The sequence below is a fragment of the Streptomyces sp. 184 genome (assembly GCF_045781775.1).
In the GTDB taxonomy this organism is placed as follows: Bacteria; Actinomycetota; Actinomycetes; order Streptomycetales; family Streptomycetaceae; genus Streptomyces.
Window position 1 is genome coordinate 1535336 of the sequence record NZ_CP123230.1, and the last position, 17503, is coordinate 1552838.

General features: G+C 74.0%; 18 protein-coding genes. 10 read left to right on the plus strand and 8 right to left on the minus strand.

The genetic code is table 11. The features are described from left to right. Positions 1–12 precede the first annotated feature (12 nt). The 3 genes from QBL21_RS06735 (at position 13) to QBL21_RS06745 (ending at position 2397) form a co-directional block, all read left to right on the plus strand. Entirely contained in the window at positions 13–1200 is a 1188-nt protein-coding gene (locus QBL21_RS06735; protein WP_407561067.1) for a sensor histidine kinase, read from the plus strand. Then, positions 1197–1841 carry a response regulator transcription factor gene (locus QBL21_RS06740; RefSeq protein WP_407561068.1) on the plus strand — a complete coding sequence of 215 codons (645 nt, stop codon included), beginning with the start codon at positions 1197–1199 and terminating at the stop codon, positions 1839–1841. Before QBL21_RS06735 ends, QBL21_RS06740 begins: the two co-directional genes overlap by 4 nt. 115 nt (positions 1842–1956) lie before the next feature. After that, the gene (locus QBL21_RS06745; RefSeq protein WP_407561069.1) at positions 1957–2397 is read left to right on the plus strand and encodes a VOC family protein; all 441 of its coding nucleotides are present in this window, start codon (positions 1957–1959) and stop codon (positions 2395–2397) included. Between the two features lie 18 nt (positions 2398–2415). On the opposite strand, the gene QBL21_RS06750 is transcribed toward QBL21_RS06745, so the two are convergent. Beyond that, positions 2416–2595: a hypothetical protein gene (locus QBL21_RS06750; RefSeq protein WP_407561070.1), complete on the minus strand. Its 180-nt coding sequence runs from the start codon at positions 2593–2595 to the stop codon at positions 2416–2418. A gap of 89 nt (positions 2596–2684) precedes the next feature. Beyond that, complete coding sequence (locus QBL21_RS06755; RefSeq protein ID WP_407561071.1) at positions 2685–2927, minus strand: DUF6411 family protein; 243 nt, start codon at positions 2925–2927, stop codon at positions 2685–2687. A 169-nt stretch (positions 2928–3096) separates the two neighbouring features. On the opposite strand from QBL21_RS06755, the gene QBL21_RS06760 reads away from it, so the two are divergent. Further along, on the plus strand, positions 3097–4278 hold the full coding sequence (locus QBL21_RS06760; protein ID WP_407561072.1) for a phospholipase D-like domain-containing protein: 1182 nt from the start codon (positions 3097–3099) through the stop codon (positions 4276–4278). A gap of 56 nt (positions 4279–4334) precedes the next feature. On the opposite strand, the gene QBL21_RS06765 is transcribed toward QBL21_RS06760, so the two are convergent. Both QBL21_RS06765 and QBL21_RS06770 read right to left on the minus strand, forming a co-directional pair. Beyond that, on the minus strand, positions 4335–4622 hold the full coding sequence (locus tag QBL21_RS06765) for a DUF397 domain-containing protein (protein ID WP_407561073.1): 288 nt from the start codon (positions 4620–4622) through the stop codon (positions 4335–4337). After that, positions 4604–5446, minus strand: a complete 843-nt coding sequence (locus tag QBL21_RS06770) for a helix-turn-helix domain-containing protein (protein WP_407561074.1) — start codon at positions 5444–5446, stop codon at positions 4604–4606. The genes QBL21_RS06765 and QBL21_RS06770 overlap by 19 nt, the downstream gene beginning before the upstream one ends. A gap of 168 nt (positions 5447–5614) precedes the next feature. Between QBL21_RS06770 and QBL21_RS06775 the strand changes: the two genes are divergently transcribed. Next, entirely contained in the window at positions 5615–6007 is a 393-nt protein-coding gene (locus QBL21_RS06775) for an ATP-binding protein (protein ID WP_407561075.1), read from the plus strand. Positions 6008–6028: 21 nt separating this feature from the next. On the opposite strand, the gene QBL21_RS06780 is transcribed toward QBL21_RS06775, so the two are convergent. From QBL21_RS06780 to QBL21_RS06795, 4 genes are all read right to left on the minus strand, one after another. Continuing rightward, positions 6029–7018 (minus strand): fibronectin type III domain-containing protein, encoded by a 990-nt coding sequence (locus QBL21_RS06780; RefSeq protein ID WP_407561076.1) that lies wholly within the window; start codon positions 7016–7018, stop codon positions 6029–6031. Positions 7019–7107: 89 nt separating this feature from the next. Next, positions 7108–8283 (minus strand): helix-turn-helix transcriptional regulator, encoded by a 1176-nt coding sequence (locus tag QBL21_RS06785; RefSeq protein ID WP_407561077.1) that lies wholly within the window; start codon positions 8281–8283, stop codon positions 7108–7110. Position 8284: 1 nt separating this feature from the next. Then, positions 8285–9199: a DUF4097 family beta strand repeat-containing protein gene (locus QBL21_RS06790; RefSeq protein ID WP_407561078.1), complete on the minus strand. Its 915-nt coding sequence runs from the start codon at positions 9197–9199 to the stop codon at positions 8285–8287. 122 nt (positions 9200–9321) lie between these two features. Then, positions 9322–9501: a DUF6104 family protein gene (locus QBL21_RS06795; RefSeq protein ID WP_027753926.1), complete on the minus strand. Its 180-nt coding sequence runs from the start codon at positions 9499–9501 to the stop codon at positions 9322–9324. 147 nt (positions 9502–9648) lie between these two features. On the opposite strand from QBL21_RS06795, the gene QBL21_RS06800 reads away from it, so the two are divergent. The 5 genes from QBL21_RS06800 (at position 9649) to QBL21_RS06820 (ending at position 17406) form a co-directional block, all read left to right on the plus strand. Continuing rightward, on the plus strand, positions 9649–10218 hold the full coding sequence (locus QBL21_RS06800) for a CU044_2847 family protein (RefSeq protein WP_407561079.1): 570 nt from the start codon (positions 9649–9651) through the stop codon (positions 10216–10218). Next, the gene (locus QBL21_RS06805; protein WP_407561080.1) at positions 10215–12461 is read left to right on the plus strand and encodes a trypsin-like peptidase domain-containing protein; all 2247 of its coding nucleotides are present in this window, start codon (positions 10215–10217) and stop codon (positions 12459–12461) included. Before QBL21_RS06800 ends, QBL21_RS06805 begins: the two co-directional genes overlap by 4 nt. 336 nt (positions 12462–12797) lie before the next feature. After that, entirely contained in the window at positions 12798–13835 is a 1038-nt protein-coding gene (locus tag QBL21_RS06810; protein WP_407561081.1) for an AAA family ATPase, read from the plus strand. Positions 13836–13840: 5 nt separating this feature from the next. Continuing rightward, positions 13841–17125: an SAV_2336 N-terminal domain-related protein gene (locus QBL21_RS06815; protein WP_407561082.1), complete on the plus strand. Its 3285-nt coding sequence runs from the start codon at positions 13841–13843 to the stop codon at positions 17123–17125. Positions 17126–17190: 65 nt separating this feature from the next. Continuing rightward, the gene (locus QBL21_RS06820) at positions 17191–17406 is read left to right on the plus strand and encodes a hypothetical protein (protein ID WP_407561083.1); all 216 of its coding nucleotides are present in this window, start codon (positions 17191–17193) and stop codon (positions 17404–17406) included. The last annotated feature ends 97 nt before the right edge of the window (positions 17407–17503 follow it).

The window sequence follows — 17503 nt, forward strand, 5'->3', positions numbered from 1 at the left end:
TACGATGCCGGTATGTCCACCGCCGAACCGCCGCGCGTGCGCCGCGCACTGCTGACGCCGCTCCAGCTCCGGCTGCTGCTGGCCGCCGGGTTCGTCTTCGTCGTCGCCAAGTCGGTGCGTGCGGCGCTGACCGAGCAGGCGGGCCTGGTCACGTCGCCGGAGGCGAGCGCCGCCGTCGCCGTCGCGCTGTGCGCGGTGCTGCCGCTGTGCCGCCGGATGCCGGTGACGGCGGCGGCGGTCACCGGCGCCGGGTTCCTGCTGGAGAGCCAGCTCTGGCCGGTGTTCATCGCGCTGTACGCGGTCACGGTGTGGCGCTCGCGGGTCGTGGCCATCGCGCTGACCGGGGCCGTCTTCGTACCCGCCGCCTTCGGCCCGTACCGCGAGCTGGTGCACATGCCGCAGGTCATGCTCTTCCCCTGCGCGGTGCTCGCCGTGCCGCTGGCCGTCGGCCTGGCCGCGCGCAGCCAGCGCGACCTGACCTCGTCGCTGGCGCGGCAGTTGGAGCACCTGGAGGCGGCGAACCGGCTGCGCGACGAGCAGGTGCGGATGGCGGAACGGGCGCGCATCGCCCGCGAGATGCACGACGTGCTCGCCCACCGGCTCAGCCTGCTGGTCCTGCACACCGGCGTGCTCCAGCGCCGCGGCGAGGCCGTCCCCGAGCCCGTACGCGAACGCCTCGACCTGCTCCGGACGACGAGCGCGCACGCCCTGGACGACCTGCGGGACCTCCTCGGCGCCCTCCGGGACCACGAGGGCCCCGTCCCGCTCGCCCCCACCGCCGACGACCTGCCCGCCCTCGTCGCCGAGGCCGAGCGGGCGGGCACCCGGGTCCGCGCCCGCACCGACGACCTCGCGGGCCTGCCCGCCGCCGTCCGCCTCGCCGCCCACCGCATCGTGCAGGAGGCCCTGACGAACGCCCGCAAGCACGCCCCCGGCATGCCGGTCGAGCTGACGGTGGCGGTGAGCAGGACGCGCGTGGCGATACGCGCCGAGAACGAGTGCGGCACGGCCGAACCGTCGTCCGACCGTCCGCCGCGCGGCTACGGCCTGGTGGGCATCGCCGAGCGGGTGGCCGCCCTCCACGGCGAACTCACCACCGGGTCCGGCCCGCCCGGCAGGTTCGTCCTCACCGCCGACCTGCCCGTCCCCGTACACCCGGCGGAGGAGCCGCCCGTGCTGAGCGCGGCGGGGGCCCGGTGATCCGCGTCCTGGTCGTGGACGACGACGCCTTCGTGCGCGCGGGGCTCCGGGACCTGGTCGCCACCGACGACGGGCTCGAACTCGTCGGGGAGGCGGCCGACGGCAGGGCCGCCGTGGCGGCGGCCCGGGACCGGCGCACCGACGTCGCCCTGGTGGACATCCGCATGCCCGGCATGGACGGCATCGCCGCCACCGCCGCCCTCAGCCGCCTGCCGGAGCCGCCCGCTGTCATCGTGCTCACGACCTTCGACCTCGACGAGTACGTGTACGGCGCGCTGGCCGCGGGCGCCGCGGGCTTCCTGCTCAAGGACACCCCGCCGGACGCCATCCTCCAGGCGGTCCACGTGGTCGCCGCGGGCGCCGCGATGCTCTCGCCCACGGTCACCCGCACGGTCATCAGCCGCTTCCACCACCCCGAGGCCACCCGCAGCCAGGCCGCCAGGGAAGCGGCGGCGCGGCTTACGCCGCGGGAGCGGCAGGTGCTGTCGGCGGTGGCGGACGGCATGACGAACGCCGAGATCGGCGCGCTGCTGCGGCTGCGCGAGTCGACGGTGAAGGCCCACGTGAGCCGCATCCTGGCGGAGCTGGGCGTGGCGAACAGGGTGCAGGCGGCGCTGGTGGCCCGCGACCTGGTGGGGTGAGGGGCCCGGGTTTCTGGAAATCGGTGGTCCGCGGATGTCGAGAACGTGGCACCGGCTCCGTCCCAGGGGCATCAGCGGCCACCACCGGCCGCACGGGACAGAAGGAGACACCACCATGGCGCTTCAGCGGATGGACAACGTCGGCATCGTCGTCGAGGACCTGGACGCCGCCGTCGCGTTCTTCGTGGAACTCGGTATGGAGCTGGAGGGCAGGGCCGAGGTCGCGGGCCCCGTCGCCGACAAGTGCACCGGACTCGACGGCGTCCACTGCGACATCGCGATGGTCCGGACCCCGGACGGCCACAGCAGGCTCGAACTGGCGAGGTACCGCACCCCCGCCGCGATCGGCACCGGGCCGCGGAACGCGCCCCACAACATCCTGGGCACGCACCGCGTCATGTTCGCGGTCGACGACATCGAGGACACCGTCGCCCGCCTGCGCCCCCACGGCGCCGAACTCGTCGGCGAGATGGCGCGGTTCGAGGACAGCTACCTGCTCTGCTACGTCCGCGGCCCGGAGGGCATCATCGTCGGACTGGCCGAGCAACTGCGCTGACGGCAGCGGTACCCGGCGTCAGCGTCTGCGGCCTCTGCGGGGGGCCCAGTTCGTTCCCAGACCGGCCATTTGCAGGGCGAGCAGGGTCAGTCCGACGAGCATCAGGCTCGTCGGACTGAAGACGGGGTCGGTCGACGTCTCGGTGGCGTTCACGAGGAACGCGATACCGAAGAGCACGGCGGCGGCTATGGCGAGCATCTTCTCTTCACTCCTGGGAAGTCCTGGGACGTTCTGGGAAGTACCGAGAGTCGGCGCCCACCGGCGCCGCGGCCCGTTGGGCCACTACCTCAGAAGGGCATCTTCCTGCGGCCCCTGCGGCCCGCGGAGCCGCTGCGGCCGACCGCCTTCTGGCTGCTCCGGAACGGCTTGCTGAAGATCCGGCCGAGTATCCCGGGGGCCTTGCCCGCGGTGCGCGTCCCCACGCCCAGGGACTTCTGCGTACCCCGCTCGGGGTGCCGTGACAGCCGGGGCACCAGGAAGGCCAACACCAGCAGCACCGCACAAATCGCAACAATCCCGACAACCATCATGCTCAGTCCGCCTTTCAGCGTGGAACTCCACTCGTCTACGTGGACCGGGCACCGGCGGCCACGGAAGACGGCGGGTACCCGGCGAATACGACTCGAAACGGAGTTCGATGGCCGCGAAACGGGTAGCCGCGGGGACGCCCCCCCATTGACGAGAAGGAGTCCCAGGACTGTGTCCCAGACAGCGGAAACCCCGACCGCGGAAGCCGCGACCCGGCTCAGACGGCGCCTTGAGCGGCTGGTCGGCGTCGCGGCGACGGAGGGCAACTCCCTGCGCCCGCTGCGGAACGGCGATGAGATCTTCCCCGCCATGCTCGACGCCATCGCCGCCGCCGAGCACACCATCGACATGATGACCTTCGTGTACTGGAAGGGCGACATCGCCCGCCGGTTCGCGGAAGCCCTTGCCGAGCGGGCCCGCAACGGCGTGCGCGTACGCCTGCTGCTCGACGGCTTCGGCAGCCGGCTGATCGAGAAGGACCAGCTCGATCTCATCGAGGGGGCGGGCGCGGAGGTGTCGTGGTTCCGGCGGCCGGGCCGACTCTCCCTGTTCAAACAGAACCACCGCTGCCACCGCAAGGTGCTCGTCGTCGACGAGCAGGTGGCCTTCACCGGCGGCGTCGGGATAGCCGAGGAGTGGTGCGGCGACGCCCGCAACGAGAACGAATGGCGAGACACGCACGCAGAAGTGCGCGGCCCCGCCGTCGACGGCCTGGCCGCCGCCTTCGCCCAGAACTGGGCGGAGTGCCACGACGTCCTCTTCGACCACTTCGACCTGTTCCGCGACCACACCCCGCAGGGCGACTCCGTCGTGCAGGTGGTACGCGGGTCCGCCAGCATCGGCTGGCAGGACATGCAGACCCTGATGCGCGTGATGCTGGAGTCCGCCGAGAAGCGCTTCCGCCTCACCACCGCCTACTTCGCCCCCGACGACTACTTCGTCGGCCTGCTGTGCGCCACCGCCCGCCGCGGGGTGGAGGTGGAGATCGTGCTGCCGGGGCCGCACATGGACAAGCGGGTGTGCCAGATCGCCGGACAGGACCACTACGACGACCTGCTGGCGTGCGGCGTACGGATCTGGCAGTACCAGCCGACGATGATGCACACCAAGGTGGTCACGATGGACCACATGGCCTCGCTGATCGGCTCGACCAACTTCAACCGCCGGTCCCTCGACCACGACGAAGAGGTCATGCTCGCCGTCATCGACAGTTCGTTCACCGCCGTACTGGACGAACACTTCGATGCCGACCTCAAGCTCGCCGAGCGCATCGAACTCGACCGCTGGCGCCGCCGCCCGGTCCGCCAGCGGGCCAAGGAACTCGCCATCCGCCCCGTACGGCGCTTCCTGTGAGGCCCGCCGCCCGCCACCGGCAGGGGACACCTGCCGGTGGCGGGCGGAGACGGGGTTCAGGCGGTGAGTTCGCCCGCCTTGACGGCGCCGACGAAGGCGGACCAGGCGGCGGCCTCGAAGATCAGGGCGGGACCGTCGGGGTCCTTGCTGTCACGCACGGGCACGAGGGCGGGGTGGTCGTCGGAGACCTCGATGCAGTTGCCGCCATCGGAGTTGCTGTGGCTCGACTTGCGCCACGTGGCGGCGTGCAGGAAGTCGTGGGAGACCTCGATGCATTCGCCGCCGTCGGAGTTGCTGTAGCTGCTCTTGCGCCAGGTGGCGAGACTCAGGTCGATGCGTCGCACGGTACTTCCTCCAGCGTCTTCACGATGAGATTGCGCGACTCGGTCGGGGAGAGCGCCAGGTCGCGCACCGCATCGTATGCGAGCTGCAAACGCTCAACTGACCTGTTTTCCTGGACGAGTTCGCCGCGATAGGCGTTCTCCGTGTAGGCCACGGTACGCCCCTCCAGCAGGCGTAGAAACATGACCGCGGTGCTGTCGAGGCCGTAGGGCCCGGCGCTGAACGGCAAGACCTGGAGTGCAACGTGTGGCCACCCGGCGACCTCAATCAGGTGCTCCAGTTGTGCGCGCCACGCTGGGGCGTCGCGCGGCGCAGTACGGAGTGCGGCCTCGGAGATGATGCTACGGAAGTGCGGCGCACCCTTGCCTTCCAGCCACTCGTGGCGAGTGATGCGGGCCCTGACCTGTCTGTTCAGCTCTTCGCCCGCCGTGCCGCCGGACGCGATGACCGCACGGGCGTACCCCTCCGTCTGGAGGAGCCCGGGGATGTAGCTCACCGCGAAGTGCCACAGGCTCGTCGCCTGCCGCTCCAGCGCCATGTAGCGCCGGTACTGCTCCTTGAACTGCCTGGTGTCCGCCACCGCCAGTTCCCACAGCGCCAGTAACAGGCCCGGCGTCCCGTAGTGCTGGTCCAGTGCCTCGACCACTTCCGGTCCGCCGAGGCATTCCCCCGTCTCCATCTTGTGGAACAGCGATGCGTCCCACCCCAGCACCTCGCTGAGCTGCCGAAGGGTGTCCCCCTTCTTTGTGCGCAGCAACTTGAGTTCCTGTGCGAACCGTTGGCGGGGCTCAAGGCTAAGGCCGGTAATCACATTCCGCTGTGGCATGCGCTGATCTCCATAGACGTTGTTGATTTTGGGGCTCCAGAAATCCCCGTAGACCCCTGGGGCGTCCAACCGCACCCCTCGCGGCCTCATGCTCGTAGTCAATCGGCTACGGAGCGTAGCTGTCCAGCCCCCCTGCCCAACTGCTCAACCGGCCTACGGAGCCAGCCCATGACCACCACGTGGAAGATGCTCTTCACCCCCTACGCCAAGAGCGTCCGTCTCGTCCGAGCCCAGGTCACCAAGGCACTCGCCGGGTGGGGCTGCTGCGGGGACGCCGCCGCGGACGTGGTGTTGATCTGTAGCGAGTTGGCGACCAACGCCGTCCAGCACGGCTACGTGCCCGGGCGGTTGTTCATGGTCCGGCTCACGCTCCGTGGGCGGGTCTGTGTCATCGAGGTGAGCGACGCGATCCGCGTGCCGCCACGCCGGCTCGCCGCCGGGGCCGAGGACGAGCGCGGGCGGGGGCTTCGGTTGGTTGCGGAGCTGGCGGACGGCATGGGGCATCACGACCGGGAGCCGCTGGGGAAGACCGTGTGGGCCCGGGTGACTCTGCGGGGCTGACGGCCGGGGGCGGCCGGGAGGTCAGCCGCCCGCCGTGACCGTGACTTCCTTCGTGAACGGGCCCCACTTCCCGTCCGGGAGCTTCGCCCGTACCTTCACCGCGTACGTCGCCTTCTTCTGCTTCTCCAGCGGCAGGCTGAGGCGGCCGGTGTCCTTCGGCGCCGACTCGCCCAGCGTCAACTGCGAGGCGAACTCCCCGTCCAGGTAGACCTCGTACCCCGTGACGTCCCCGTCCGCCTTCGGGGCGCTCCAGACCAGGTCGAGGTTCCACACGCCGGCGTCCTTGCGGGCCGTCGCCTGGAGGTCCGTCGGGACCTCCGCGCCCGTCTTGCCCTCGGGTTCCGACTGGGTGGTGACGGAGGCGGAAGGGCTGTCCGGGCCGGAGTTGTCGGCGGCGTCGCGGGCCCGGACCGTGAAGGTGTAGTCGGTGTCGGGGCGGAGGGTGGTGACGGAGGCGGTGGTCTCGGTGCCGCCGACGCTGTGGATCTTGGTGCCCTCCTGGTAGATGTCGTAGGACGTGACTTCCTTGTTGTCCTTCGACTTCGCCCAGGTCAGGGTGGCCGAACGCGGCCCGTCCGCGCGTGCCTTGAGGCTCGCGGGCCGGGTGGGGGCCTCGCTGTCGTCGGCGTCCGCGGACGGGGTGGTGACCGCGGGGGCCTTGCCCGCGCCGGAGAGTTTGCCGTCCTCGTCCCGGGCGCGTACGGCGAAGGTGTACGAGGACGACGGCTTGAGGCCGGTGATGTCGATCATGTGCTTCGCCGCGGGTACGTTCTGGATCTTCTTGCCGTTGCGATACACCTCGTACCGCTTGATGTTCTCCGCCTCCGCCGCCTTGTTCCACATCACGTGCACCGACGTGGACGTGCTGGTGTAGACGGTCACGCCGGTCGGCACGGTGGGGGTTTCCGGCGGCTCGGCGGCATCGCTGTCCGAGCCGCAGGAGGTCACGGTCAGGGCCAGGAGGCAGGCGGCGGTGGTGCTCAGCGCGGCGAGCGTGGGGGTGGGCCTCACAGGGACGCCTCTCATCGTGCGAGCAAAGGTCCAGACCTTTTTCGCACACCTACCGCGTACATTTCAAGATGGCTGCGGCGCCCTGCCGTTCAGCTCTTCTTACCGCCCCTGTCGCCGCCCCGGTGGCCGCCCACGCGCAGCAGTGCCGTGAGGTGGGCCGCCGCCGTGGACAGGTGGCGGCGGGCCTCGCGGAGCTGGTCCGGCGAGACGCCGTTGTCGCGGGCGGCGTCGCGGACGTCGTCGCGGAACCGGTCGAGCAGGCGCTCCAGCTCGCGGGCCAGCTCGGCGGGGGTGGCGTCCTGCGGGGTGTCGTCCTCGGCCCACTCCGGGGTGTCCGCCGGGTCCGGCTTGACGAACGACGGCCACGGCGTGGAGACGCCGCCCATGCCGCCGTTGCCCGTGCCGGGGGACATCCCGCCGGGGGTGCCGGTCGGGGTGGCGGGGGTGGCCGCGTCGGCCACCTTGTCGGCCGGGGTGCCGGGCGTCGTGCCCGTGCCAGGGCCCGTGCCGGACGGCGTGCCGGTGCCCGGGGCCGTACCGCGTCCGCCGAAGCCGCCCAGGTTCCCCAACTCCCGCGTCAGCTCCGCCAGGCCGTCCATCAGGCCGCCCTGCCAGTCGCCGGTACGGATCCGCGTCTGCACCTGCTCCTGCACCTGCCGCGCGATCCGCTCCGCCTCGCTGCGCACCCGCTCCTGCGTCTCATGCGCGTACCGGCGCGCCTGCTCCGCGTCCTGCCGGGCCCGCTTCGTCTCGTCCTTCGCGCGCCGCGCCTGCTCCTTGAACTCCTGCTTGGCCCGCTTGAACTCCTCCTTCGCCTGCCGCCACGACTCCTTCTCGCCGGGGCTCGCACCGCCCGCACCGCCCGCGCCGCCCGACGTGCGGGCGTCCTTGGCGGCCTGGCGCATCTCGCGGCGCAGGTCGCTGGCCGTGCCGCTGACGTCGGCCTGGATCTCGGCGGCCAGCTCGGCGACGGACTCGCGGATCTCCAGCTCCAGTTCGGCCAGCTCCGCCTGGCGGGCGGCCAGCTCGGCGCGGCCCGCCTCGGTGATCGCGTAGACCTTCCGGCCGCCCTCGGAGGTGTGCGTGACCAGGCCCTCGGTCTCCAGCTTGGCGAGCCGCGGGTAGACGGTGCCCGCCGAGGGGGCGTAGAGGCCCTGGAAGCGCTCTTCGAGGAGGCGGATCACCTCGTAGCCGTGGCGGGGGGCCTCGTCGAGGAGCTTCAGCAGGTAGAGCCGGAGCCGGCCGTGGGCGAAGACGGGGGGCATGTCAGAGCACCTTCTTGTCGGCCGGGCCCGCCGGGTCGGCGGGACCTGTCGAGTCGTACGGGCCCGGCGGGGCGTCCTCCGGTTCGTCGTCCACACCGGACGGGCGGCGGAGCAGGGCCAGGCCGCCCGAGACGGTGGTCGCGCGCAGCGCGCCCTTGCCCGCCCCCAGGCGGCCGTCGACGGACTTCGCGCCCCACTGGCCGCTGACGTCCAGCGTCTCGAAGGCGTTGGAGACCGCGCCGCTGGTCGTGCTCGCGTGCACCTCGACGTCCGGCTCCTCGGGCAGCCTTATGGCGATCTCGCCGGAGACCGAGTTGACGCGGATGTCCGCGGCGCGGGCGGCGGGGGAGAGGTCGATGACCATGTCGCCGCTGACGGTGTCGGCCTGGACGCTGGCGCCCGCGCCGTCGATGAGGGTGAGCGGGCCGGAGACGGAGTTGTAGCGCAGGTCGCCTTCGAGTGCCTGGGCCTCCAGCTCGCCCGAGACGGTGTCGGCGCGGACCGGGCCGGAGATGCCGACGAGGGTGGCTCCGCCGCTGACGCCGCGTACGTCCGTACGGCCGGAGATGCCGGAGACGACGGCGTCCGCGCCGACGACGCCGACCTCGACGCGGGCGGCGGCGGGCACGGCGAGGGAGACGACGACGCGGCGGCGCCAGCCCTTGCGGTCGAGCCACTTCAGGAAGCCGCGCCAGGGCAGGTCCTCGTACGCGACCGTCAGCTCGCCGTCCTCCAGGGAGACGCGCAGCGGCGGGCCCTCGATCTCGCTGACCTCCAGGCGCGCCGCGCCCGGCCGGCCGGTGTCGTCGTGGGTGCCCACGACGTGCACGGCTCCGTTGACGATCCGCACCTTCAGGGCCGTGACCGGCTCCTCGAAAGCGAGCGTCCGGGGATCGCCCACAAGCTGCACCGACATCCACGGCCTCCTGACTCGGGCTCTGGCGAGCGCTCACACCCAACGCAACATATCGCGTCTCTGCCAAGACACGATATATCGCGGTGCGGGGAAGTCAAGCGCGGGTGCGCCGACCTGCTCGTCTACTCGTCGTCCTCGTCGTCGAGACGGGCGAGCCAGGTGGCCAGCCGCTCGACCGGAACCTCGAACTCCGGATTGAGGTCGACGAACGTGCGCAACTGCTCGGCAAGCCACTCGAAGGTGACCTCCTCCTCGCCGCGCCGCTTCTCCAGCTCCTCGATCCCGCGGTCGGTGAAGTACATGGTGGGTGCTCCGGAAGGGGGAAAGTGACGGTTCAGTATTGCTCACCGCGCAGGGCGACCGGCGAACAGCCGCGGGTACCGTCGCGGGGCGGCGGTCGGCGGACTAATGTCGGTGCACTGGGCACCGAGCGTAGTCGGGGGAACCGGATGAGCAGCAACCTGCCGCAGCGCGTGACGCTGCCGGACGGCACCGAGGTGTGGGTCCGGGCGACGCCGCTCGACGAGCGGGTCGCGGCGGGGCCGCGGGCGGGGACGGCGGGGGTGCCGGCACCCGGGGGTGCCCGCGAGGACGCCGGCCTCCGCGCCGGCCTCGGTGCCGACCCCGACGACGACCCGCACTCCTACCCGGGCAACGACCCGGACGACGACCAGGACCTCGAAGACGTCGCCGACTGGGGCCGGCTGACCGCCCGGCTCGCCGGGCTCGCGCCCCTCGTCGGCGGGGTGGCCGATTCCGTACGGGCGGCGACCGCCGCCGCCGCGCCGCACGAGGTGAGCGTGACGTTCGGGGTGGAGATCTCCGCGGGGCCGGGGAAGGCGATCGCGCTGCTGGCCGACGCGAACACCACCGCCCAACTGTCCGTCACGCTGACCTGGCAGCCCGGCTCGCAGTCCGCCCGCCCTTCCGCCGCCGGTGCCGCGGCGTCGACCAGCGCGCCCGATACGGCTGCATCTGGTGCATCCGGCACGTCTTCCGGGACGTCTGCGCCGGTATGAGGGTTCCGATCGAGAGCAGCGAGGCCGCGGACTACGCGCGGCGCCAGCTCTGCAAGCTGGCCGCGGCGGCGACCGTCGACATCCGGGCGGCGCCCGGGTCGGATGACGGGTCCCTGTGGGGCAGCGGCTTCCTCGTCGCGCCGGAATGGGTGCTGACCTGCGCGCACGTCTTCGTCCACCCCGACGGCTGGCGGCGCGGTACGGCGCCGGGCGAGCTGATCGGCGTGGTCGTGGGCGGGCGCACGGTGCCGGGGCGGGTGGAATACAGCATGCCGTCGCCGGACGGCACGGCCGCGCGGATGGGCCGCGATCCGGAGATACGGGACGAGACGTTCGCCGAAGCGGTGATGCAGGTAGGGCCGGATCTGGCCCTGGTGCGGCTGCTGCCGGCGCGGGGCGAGGCGGCGGTCGCGGGCGACGGGCCCGGGAGCGAGGCGCAGTACGGGCCGCAGTACGGGCTCCAGTACGGGGCCCAGGTCGGCGCCCAGCTCGGGAGCGCCCAACTCGGCCCCCAGCTCGGCGGCGAGGGCCGCCGCGGCGGGCAGCCCGCCCGGCCGCCCGCGGGCAGCGAACCCGTCTGGCTCGGTGACCGCTACGACGACTTCCTCGACCAGGCCGTCCTCCTCAGCGCCCACGGCCGTGCCGGCGCCGGGAACGGCAACGGGGCGGAGGCGGCGCTGCTGAGCGCCGAGTTCGCCGGGCGCAACGGGCAGCAGATCCTGCTCGGCACCCCCACCCCCATCCGCAAGGGCGCCTCCGGCGGGCCCGTCCTGCACCTCGGCCGCGGCGAGGTCGTCGGCGTCGTCAAGGCCCGCTACCGCAGCGGCACCGGCGGCGGCACCGCCGTGTCCCTCGCCGAACTCCACGCCCTCTCGCCCGACCACCTGCTGCCCGGCGCGCAGGGCCTCGGCCCCGAGCCGTACCGCGAACTGATGCGGCTGCACGACGCCTGGCACTGGCGCCGCCACCACGGCATCGACGACGAACGCACCTCCTGGACCGACCTCCAGCGCGCGCTGGGCCCGCCGCGCTTCGGCGCCTGGGGCCCGCTGGACCGACTCAGCGCCCTCAGGCGGCTCGCCGACCTGCCCGCGCCGCGCGACCCCGAGGTCGTCGAGCGGCTGGTGCACCATGTGCTCGACATCCAGGGCCGCCCCCTGGGCTCCCGGCGGCTGCGCGACTGGCGCGACGGCCACGGCCTGCTGCACCGGCACGCGGCGCCGGAGCGCGCGCTGCGCGACATGCTGCTGTACCTCAAGCTCGTCGCCCGCGAGGCCGCCGCGGACGCCGGGTCCGCCACCGGCCCGGCCGCGGGTCCGGCCGCGGGGGCGGTCGGCGGGGCACGGGCCGCCGCCGACTCCCTCGACGCGTGGGTAGCCGAGCGGTCGGGCGAGCTGACTCCGCGTCAGCGGCAGGAGATCCGCGCCGTGCGGCGCGCGCCGGTCAGCGTCCTCGTCACGTTCGACGAACTGCCGTTCCGCGACCCCGCGGCACCGGCCGTGCCGCGCTACAACTGGACCGTGCGGCGCGGCTACGGCAAGGGGGAGTGGGAGCACGTCGCGCTCGACCAGTCGTACGCCGGCGGGCCGTTCGAGGAGGCGGAGGAGCAGGTGCTCCAGGCGCTGGCCCCGCAGTTGCTCGGCGCCGACGCGGAGGCGCAGACGCGGGTGCGGCTGGAGGTGGCGCTGCCGGAGGAGCGGCAGGCGCAGGCCACGTACCGCTGGGAGCTGCCGGCCTCCGGCCGGGCCACCGCGGCCCGCCCGCCGGCCGGGACGGTGCGGCCGGTGGTGCACCGGGACGCGGCGCGCGCCGGGCGCGAGCCCGAGCCGCTGTGGCGCGACCGGTGGCGGCGGATGAGCCGGGCGCCGCGGCAGCGGCTCGTGCGGGCCGAACCGCCGGGCTGGGGGCGCGGGGCGGACGACGGCGCGGTGCCGGTGTTCTGCCACGCGCTGGGCGGCGGCAGCGGGCGGGCGGCGGTCGTGGGGCAGTTGCTGGACGAGGGCACGGCGGTGGCGCTCTGGCGCGCGGAGGGCCACGAGGGCGAGGAGTGCGGCGAGGCGTGCGTGGCGTACCACGAGGAGCTGGCGACGCTCCTCACGGACGGTGCAGGAACGGTCGTGCGCGATCTGCCGGAGCGGCTGCACGAGGTGCGCCGGGAGGCGCTGGAGAGCGGGCGGGGCTGCGCGGGGGACGTGATCCTGTTCTACGACGACGCGGACGACGCCATCGGCGCGGGCGGCTGAGCCACGGGGCGGCGTGCACGGGGCGCGCGGGGGCGCGTAGGCGCCGCGGAGGGACGAAAGCGGCGCTCGGGTGGCGGTGAACGGGTGACGTGACGGAGCAGGGGATCCGGTGAACGGGTGAACGGCGCACGGGGGTCCGCGTGCGCCGTCGGCGAACATCACGCGCCGCGGGCCCAGTTGGACGAAACCCGCCCGCCACCACGCGGATTGGCCGATTCGGCACCCGACGTCAGCGGTCCCGGCTAGCCTCTTACGCCCGTGAGGGTTGCCCTCGTCCGTCGCCGGGCAGACAGTGGGGCAAGCCCGCTGCCCGGTCGGCGACAAAGGGGTTACGACGTGAGCGAATGGCTCATCTACCGAGGCACCGGCGCCCCCCACGACGGCATGGACAGACTGCCGGCACCGCCTCCCTGGCGAGAATTCGACGGCGGTCCACCGGTGCCACCGCCGGCCGCGCTGGAGCCCTCCTCCGAGCGCAGACTCGGCCAGCGGCGCCGCGAGGCCAGCCACCACCGGCCCAGCACCCGCGAGTGCGAGATGGTCAACGCCGCGCTCTATCTGCGCCGCCCGTTGCTCGTCACCGGGCAGGCCGGCAGCGGCAAGAGCACCCTCGCGCACTCGGTCGCGTACGAACTGGGCCTCGGCCGGGTCCTCACCTGGCCGATCGTCAGCCGCAGCACGCTGCGCGACGGCCTGTACGCCTACGACGCCATCGGCCGCCTCCAGGACGCCCAGCTCGACCGCGCCGCGCGACAGGCCGGCACCGCGGACGAGGCGGGCGCCGAGGAGCCCGGCGGCGGCATCGGGCGCTACATCCGCCTCGGCCCGCTGGGCACCGCGCTGCTGCCCTCCGTGCGCCCGCGCGTGCTGCTCGTCGACGAGCTGGACAAGAGCGACATCGACCTGCCGAACGACCTCCTGCACGTCCTGGAGGAGGGCGAGTTCACGATCCCCGAGCTGGAGCGGATCGCCGACCGCGCGCCGGTCGTCGAGGTGCTCAGCGACGACGGTACGAAAGTGCCCGTGCGCGGCGGCCGGGTGCGCTGCGGCGCCTTCCCGTTCATCGTGCTCACCAGCAACGGCGAGCGCGAGTTCCCGGCGCCGCTGCGCCGCCGCTGCATCGAGCTGCAACTGCCCGTGCCGGACCGGGCGCGGCTGACGGGGATGGTGCGGGCGCACTTCCCCGAGGGCGACGACGAGCGGTTCGGGGAGCTGATCGACCGCTTCCTGGCGGCCGGCGCCGGTGACGTACGGGCCGTGGACCAACTGCTCAACGCCATCGAACTGACCCGGCAGGCCGACTGGGATCAGGCGGACGGCTCCGCCCGGCGTGTCACCGAGGAGCTGATGCGGCCCATCAACAGGCCGCGGTGAGCGCGATGGCGGGGCGCGGGGGTGAGGGCGGGCAGGGCGCCGAGGAACTGGTGGGCCGGCTGCTGGGCGCCGGGCTGCCGCCGGACGCCCGCGGCCTCGCCGACACCCTGTGGCTCGCGGAGGAGCTGGCGCGCAGCGCCGAGGCCGCGGAGGCCGCGGCGGGCGGTGCGGACCCGCGTGCGGGTGGGTCGACCCGTAGGAAATCAGCCACTTTTTCCGATGTAGACGACCCCGCCGACCCCGGTTCCGAGGCCGCCGAGGCCGCCGGGGACTCCGGCGCCGCCTCCGACGAGACCGGCGCAGGGGCGCACGCCGCACCCGAGCGGCGCGTCGGGCTCGCGGCGGGCCCGGGCCTCTCCCCGCGTACGCGGGTGCCCGACGCCGCGGACGCCCCCGCCTACCGCCAGGTCGGCCGCGTCGGCGTGCCGGAGCCGCCCGCGCTGCCCGCGCTGGTGCCGCTCCAGCGCGCGCTGCGCCCCCTGCGGCGCTTCCAGCCGCGCGTCCCGCTCGTCGCGCCCGGCGAGCTGGACGAGGACGAGACCGCCGAACTCAGCGCCCGGGCCGACCTGGTCATTCCCGTGCTGCGCACGCCGCGGCGGCGCGCCACGCTGCAACTGCTGATGGACGCCTCGCCCGCCATGGAGGTGTGGGGCCGGCTGCTGGAGGACCTGCGCACGGTCGCCGAGCGCTCCGGCGCGTTCCGGGACGTCACCGTGCAGCGCCTGCACCCGCTGCCGGGCGGCGGCGTCGGCTGCACCGGCGAGCCGGGCCGCCCGTCGATGCTCCAGGACGCCGGCCAGTTACACGATCCCGGCGGGCGGCGCCTCACGCTCGTGCTGAGCGACTGCGCGGGCCCGATGTGGCGCGACGGCCGGATGCAGCGGATGCTGCACGGCTGGCTCGGTTCCGCCCCCGTCGCCGTCGTCCAGCCGCTGCCGCACCGGCGGTGGCGGGAGATGCCGTTCGCCGCGCTGCCCGGGCTGCTCGTCCGCCGCCCCGGCCCGTACCCGACGCTGGACTTCCGCCCCGGCACCCGCGGCGACGTGCCCCCGGCGGGCGCCCGCCCGCTGCCCGTCCTCGCGCCCGAGCCCGCCGCCGTCGGCACCTGGGCCCGGCTGCTGGCCGCCGGCGAGGGGCTGTCGCTGCCCGGCGCCGCCGGCTGGGTGTGCCAGTCCGCCGGGGAAACGACCGCCGCCCCGGCGGCGACGGCCGGGCCCGCCGACGTACGCCCCGACCCGGCCGCCACGCTCGCCGCGTTCGACGCGACGGCCTCCCCGGCCGCCCGGCTGCTGGCCATCCACCTGGCCGCCGTGCCGCTGGTGCTGCCCGTCATCCGGCTCGTACAGCGCGCGCTGTTCCCGGACACCGGGCCCGCCGAGACCGCCGAGATCCTGCTGAGCGAGCTGGTCGTGGCCCGCGAGCCGACGCGCGAACCCACCGGCGACGACCCGTGGTTCGACTTCCGCCCCGGCGTGCGCGAGCTGCTGCTGCGCCGGCTCAGCCACGGCGAGGCCGCGCTCGTCCTCAAGCACTGCTCGCTGTACATCGAGCGGACCTTCGGGCACGGCGCGCGCAACTTCCCCGCCGTCGCCGTCGCGTACCTCTCCGGCGAGGACCGCGAGCCCGACCTCGGCGGGGGCAAGGTCCCCGACCAGTTCGCGCGCGTCTCCGAGGAGGTGCTGCGCGCCTTCCAGCCCGCCTACCGCGGGGCGGTGGCGGCGGACGGCCCGGAGCTGCTGCGGCAGTACGAGCAGACCCGCAGCGTCCGCGACCTGCTGGACGCCGTACGGGCCCTGCGCAGCGCCGTCGTCGAGGAGCGGGACGCCGCACAGGAAGGGCTGCTCGCGCGGGCCCTGCTGCTGCACTGGCAGCGGCTGCGCGAGCCGGACGCGCTGGCGGAGGCCGAGCGGTGGGCCCGTAGCGCGCTGGCCGCGGACGGCGCCGGCGCGGGGGCGGTCGGCGGCGTGCCGGTGCCGGCCGAGGGGCCGCCGCTGCGCGAACGGCTCACCTACGCCGAGGTGATGTGGGAGGTGGCCCGCGAGCGCGTCGCCGACGGCGAGCACGAGCAGGCCGTCGCCGCGCTCCGCGCCTCCGCCGCCCAACTGCGCGACAGCCGCACCCTGGTCACCACGCACGCCGCCCGGCGGGAGCGCGGCGGCCTGCTCGCCGAGGTGCTGCGCCGGCTGCACTCCCTGACCGGCGACGGCGCCGCGCTCCACGAGGCCGAGGAGACCATAGACGAGCTGCTGGCCGGCTGGCCCGACGAGGACCTGGTGCCCGCGCGGCTGTTCCTCGCCCGCGGCCGGGTCACCCTCGGCCGGGCCCAGGCGGAGCAGACGATAGACGAGACCCGGGCGTACGGGCTGCGCGCCGCCGCCGACCTGCGCACCGGCGTCGACCTGCTGCGCATGGAGGGCGGGCCGGAGCTGCGCCGGCAGGAGTGCGAGGCGCTGCTCGACCTGGCCGAGGCCAACACCACCGCCGCCGGCGACGCCGGTGCGGGCCGCGCGCTGGCCGCGCTCGACCGGGCCGGGCGGCTGGCCGCCGCCCTCGACGACTACCGGCTCCAGGCCGAGAGCCTGCGCCGCAAGGCCCAGGTGCGGACCGCGGAGTTCACCCGCGGCGGGGACGGCGGGCTGCTGGCCGAGGCCGACGAGTGGCTGGCGGACGCGCTGCGGCTGCTGCCGCCCGGCGCGGCGCTGTACGGCGAGGTGCTGACTGAGCACGGCGAGCTGCTGCTGCGCCGCGCCCGGCTGGCCCCGGACGACGCCGGGCTGCGCGGGCGGGCGGTGCCGGTGCTGCGCGAGGTGCTGGCGGAGACGCCGCAGCGCCATCCGGACCTGCCGCGGCGGCAGTTGCTCTTCGGCAGGGCCCTGCGGCTGCGCTACGAGTCGACCCGTACCCGCACCGACCTGTACGAGGCGGAGTGGGTGCTCGACCTGGCCGCGCGCGAGGACGAGGCGCCCGAACGGGTGCGCGCGCAGGCGTGGCTGGAGCTGGGAGACGTACAACTCCTGCTCGACATGAGGACCGAGTTCCGGCAGCGGCAGGAGCGCGCGGCGGACTGCTACCGGCGCTCGGCGCTGCTCGCGGAGCGCGCCGGCGACGCCGTGGACGCGGCGCGCGCCCACCACCGGCGCGCGCAGATGCTGGAGCCGACGGCGGGGCGCGCGGCGGCGCTCCGGGCGTACCGCGACGCGTGGGAGCAGTGGAGCCGCGCGGAGGAGACGAACAGCGCCGGGGCGGCGCTGACCCGGGAGCGGATCCGTACGCTCGAAGCCGAGGACTGAGCCGGGTCCGTTTTGCTGCACGACTGTTCGGGGAAGGACTCTCACACCCTTCCGGAGGAGTACACGTGGAGAACCCCCTGTCGGCGGCGCCGGACGGGAGACCGTCGGCCGCAGGACCGGCCGTCCTTCTGCCCGACTTCAGCGATGTCGACGTGTACGCGGTGGCCGCCGCCGGCGAACCCCCGGTGCTCGCGGGAGCCGTCGCCCACCTGCTCCGCAACTGGCCGTCCGACGATGAAGCCGGCGCCTGCTTCGACAACGGCCCCGACGACGACGAGTAGGACGTCGACCAGAACGAAGAAGTCGACGAAGACGAAGACGAAGACCTCGACGAAGACGACGACGAGGACGTCGACGCAACGTCACGGCGCACACTCC